Here is a 3,688-nt window from a genome sequence, read left to right as displayed (position 1 = left end):
GGGGTCGTTTGCGGGAGGGGGCGAAATCCTACGCTAAGCTGAGAACGCGCTTCCCATAATCCCTGAGCTCGCCCTTCGGTCCGACATATCTGTATAGAGTGACGCGCTCGATCCCGAGTTCCTTGCACAGATCGGAAACAGACGTGTCGCGCTGCGCCATGGCGGCCTGGGCGAGACGCACCTGTGCTTTGGTCAGGGCGAATTTTCGCCCTCCCTTTCGTCCGCGCGCTCTGGCTGCGGCAAGGCCAGCCATGGTGCGCTCGCGGATCAGATCCCGCTCGAACTCGGCCAGAGTGGCAAAGATACCGAACACCATGCGGCCGGATGCGGTCGTGGTGTCGATCTGAGCGCCTTTTCCGGTCAGCACACGCAGGCCGATCCTGCGGTCTGACAGATCCTTCACGGTGTTGACCAGGTGGGCGAGCGAGCGCCCGAGGCGATCGAGTTTCCAGACCACCAGCACATCGCCGTCGCGCAAGGATTTGAGGCATGCAGCTAAGCCGGGCCGATCATCGCGGCTACCGGATGCACGATCATCATAAATATTACCTGGCTCGATACCGGCGGCACGCAGGGCGTCGTGCTGGAGGTCGAGGGATTGGGAACCATCGGCTTTGGAGACGCGGGCATATCCGATCAGCATGTTTCTTAAACGTTGGTTTGAAGCGGTGACGAACATGAGCACATAAGCTTGCACTATTGTGTATCTTAACCAGCATCGCAATCAAACTATCTCAAACCTTACCTTGGAAAGAATAAGGAGCATGTATGCCGCGTCGCGTGACCCTGACCGATCGACAGCGCGAGGCGCTGTTTCACTTACCGGTCGATCAAGGTGATCTGCTGCGGCACTATACCCTTAGCGATGAGGATCTCGGGCATATCCGCCAGCGCCGGCGCGCCCACAACCGTTTCGGCTTCGCGCTGCAACTGTGCGTCCTGCGCTACCCGGGCCGGGTACTCACCCCTGGCGAGCTGATCCCGGCACAGGTATCGGATTTCATCGCGGCCCAGCTCGGGCTGAGCCGTGACGATCTACTCCTCTATGCCGCGCGCGAGGAGACCCGGCATGAGCATCTGGCGGACCTACGCCGGATCTACGGCTATCGCTCCTTTTCGGGGCGGGGCGCACGGGATTTGCGCGATTGGATCGCTCGGGAAGCCGAGGCGGCGACATCGAATGAGGATCTTGCCCGTCGCTTCGTTGCAGAGTGTCGCCGCACCCGCACAATCCTTCCCGGTTTCTCAACGATTGAGCGCCTTTGTGCCGATGCACTGGTCAAGGCCGAACGCAGGATCGAAGATCGTATCGCCCATCGCATAACACCAGCCCTGAGCGAGAATTTGGCTCATCTGTTAGAGAATACGGTGGATGGTCGCATCACCCGCTTCGTATGGCTGCGACAGTTCGAAGTTGGCGCAAATTCGGCGGCGGCCAATCGGCTGATGGATCGACTGGAATATCTCCACAAGTTCGATCTTCCGGCAGATTTGCTGGACGGCGTTCCCGCGCATCGTGTGACCCGCCTTCGCCGGCAGGGCGAGCGCTATTACGCCGACGGCATGCGCGATCTGCCCGAAGGCAGGCGGCTTGCAATCCTCGCTGTCTGCACCATGGAATGGCGGTCATCTCTGGCTGATGTCATCGTGGAGACCCACGATCGCATCGTAGGCCGTCTCTATCGGGTCTCCGAACGCCTTTGCAGCACCAAGATCGCCGACGAAAAGGCGGCCGTTCGGGACACGCTGAAGTCTTTTGCTGAAATCGGTGGTGCTTTGCTTGGAGCGCAGGACGATGGCGCATCCCTGGACGGGATAATCACCACCGGTCCAGGCTGGGAACGGTTCAGAACCCTTGTCGCCACGGCCTCTGCGTTGACCAATGTGCTCGCTGCCGACCCGCTCAGCCGTGTGCTGGACGGCTATCATCGCTTCCGCCTCTATGCGCCCAGGATGCTGCGCCTGCTCGACATGCAGGCGGCGCCGATTGCCAAGCCTCTTCTGACGGCTATCGCGCTGCTACAGAGCGGGATCAAATCCGATCCTCCTATGGATTTTCTACGTCCCAACTCCAAATGGCATCGCCATCTTCGCGCTGCGCCCGCCGGCGACTACCGACTTTGGGAAATCGCGGTGCTGTTCCATATCCGCGACGCTTTCCGGTCCGGCGACATATGGCTGGCAAAATCGCGCCGCTATGGCGACCTCAAGCAGATCCTGGTCCCGCCACAGGCGATAGAGCAGACCGCGCGGTTCGCTGTGCCGCTGCAACCCGGCGAATGGCTTGCCGAGCGCAGGGCTCGACTGGATACACAACTGAAGGCGCTTGGCCGCGCGGCGCGAACCGGTACGATCCCAGGCGGCATCATCGAGAACGGCAAGCTGCACATCGACAAGCTGAAGGCTGACACACCCGAAGGCACTGAGGATCTCGTACTCGATCTCTATCAACAGCTCCCGTCCACGAGGATCACCGATTTGTTGCTGGAAGTCGATGAGCGAACCGGATTCTCCGAGGCTTTCACGCATCTGCGCACTGGCGTGCCTTGCCGCGACCAGATCGGCCTGATGAACGTGTTGTTGGCGGAAGGCGTCAATCTTGGTCTACGCAAGATGGCAGCGGCGACCAATACGCACAGCTTCTGGGAATTGCTGCGGATCGCACGCTGGCATGTCGAAGGCAGCGCCTATGATCGGGCGCTCGCCATGATCGTGGAAGCCCATGCCGCTCTGCCTATGTCCGCCTTCTGGGGACAAGGGAAATCCGCATCCAGCGACGGGCAGTTCTTCCTTGCTACCGAGCAGGGCGAAGCGATGAATCTGATCAACGCGAAATATGGCAACGTCCCAGGCCTCAAGGGATACAGCCATGTGTCCGATCAATATGCACCCTTCGCTACCCAGGTCATCCCGGCAACGGTCAGCGAGGCACCTTATATACTCGATGGGCTGCTCATGAATGACGCAGGCCGCCGCGTCCGCCAGCATTTTGCCGACACGGGTGGCTTTACCGATCATGTGTTCGCCGCCAGCTCCTTGCTCGGCTACAGGTTCGCACCGCGTATCCGAGATCTCTCTCAGAAAAGACTCTATGCCTTCACGCCCAACGCGACGCCCGCCAATGTGCGAGCGCTGGTTGGCGGCAAAATCAATGAACCGCTCATCGAGCGCAACTGGCCCGACATCCTGCGCGTCACGGCAACGATCGCAGCGGGCATCGTCGCCCCCAGCCAGATTCTTCGCAAGCTCGCTTCCTACCCGCGCCAGAATGAGCTGGCCCTCGCATTGCGGGAGATCGGTCGCATCGAGCGCACCCTGTTCATGATCGACTGGATTCTCGACGCCGGTCTCCAGCGCCAGGCTCAGATCGGTCTCAACAAGGGCGAGGCCCATCATGCCCTCAAGCGCGCCATCAGCTTCCATCGTCGAGGTGAGATACGCGACCGCTCAGGCGAAGGGCAGCACTATCGTATTGCCGGCATGAACCTGCTCGCCGCCATCATCATCTTCTGGAACACCATGAAACTCGGGGAGGTCGTGGACAGACGCGCCGTGGACGGCATCATCATCCCGCCTGATCTCCTCGCCCATGTCTCACCGCTGGGATGGGAACACATCAACCTCACCGGCGAATATCGCTGGCCTAAATCCTTAGCGTAGGATTTCGCCCCCTCCCGCAAACGACCCC

At 60.5% G+C, this 3,688-nt stretch carries 2 protein-coding genes; one reads left to right on the top strand and one right to left on the bottom strand.

What is annotated here, in order from left to right; all coding sequences use genetic code 11:
- Positions 1 to 28: 28 nt before the first annotated feature.
- Positions 29 to 643 carry a recombinase family protein gene (locus HKD31_RS15750; RefSeq protein ID WP_010512305.1) on the bottom strand — a complete coding sequence of 205 codons (615 nt, stop codon included), beginning with the start codon at positions 641 to 643 and terminating at the stop codon, positions 29 to 31.
- Positions 644 to 768: 125 nt separating this feature from the next.
- On the opposite strand from HKD31_RS15750, the gene HKD31_RS15745 reads away from it, so the two are divergent.
- Positions 769 to 3,660, top strand: a complete 2,892-nt coding sequence (locus tag HKD31_RS15745) for a Tn3 family transposase (protein ID WP_061507276.1) — start codon at positions 769 to 771, stop codon at positions 3,658 to 3,660.
- The last annotated feature ends 28 nt before the right edge of the window (positions 3,661 to 3,688 follow it).

The sequence above is a fragment of the Gluconobacter potus genome (assembly GCF_015244705.1).
In the GTDB taxonomy this organism is placed as follows: Bacteria; Pseudomonadota; Alphaproteobacteria; order Acetobacterales; family Acetobacteraceae; genus Gluconobacter; species Gluconobacter potus.
The sequence above is the reverse complement of the archived record's forward strand: the minus strand, read 5'-3'. Positions and strand labels throughout refer to the sequence as shown.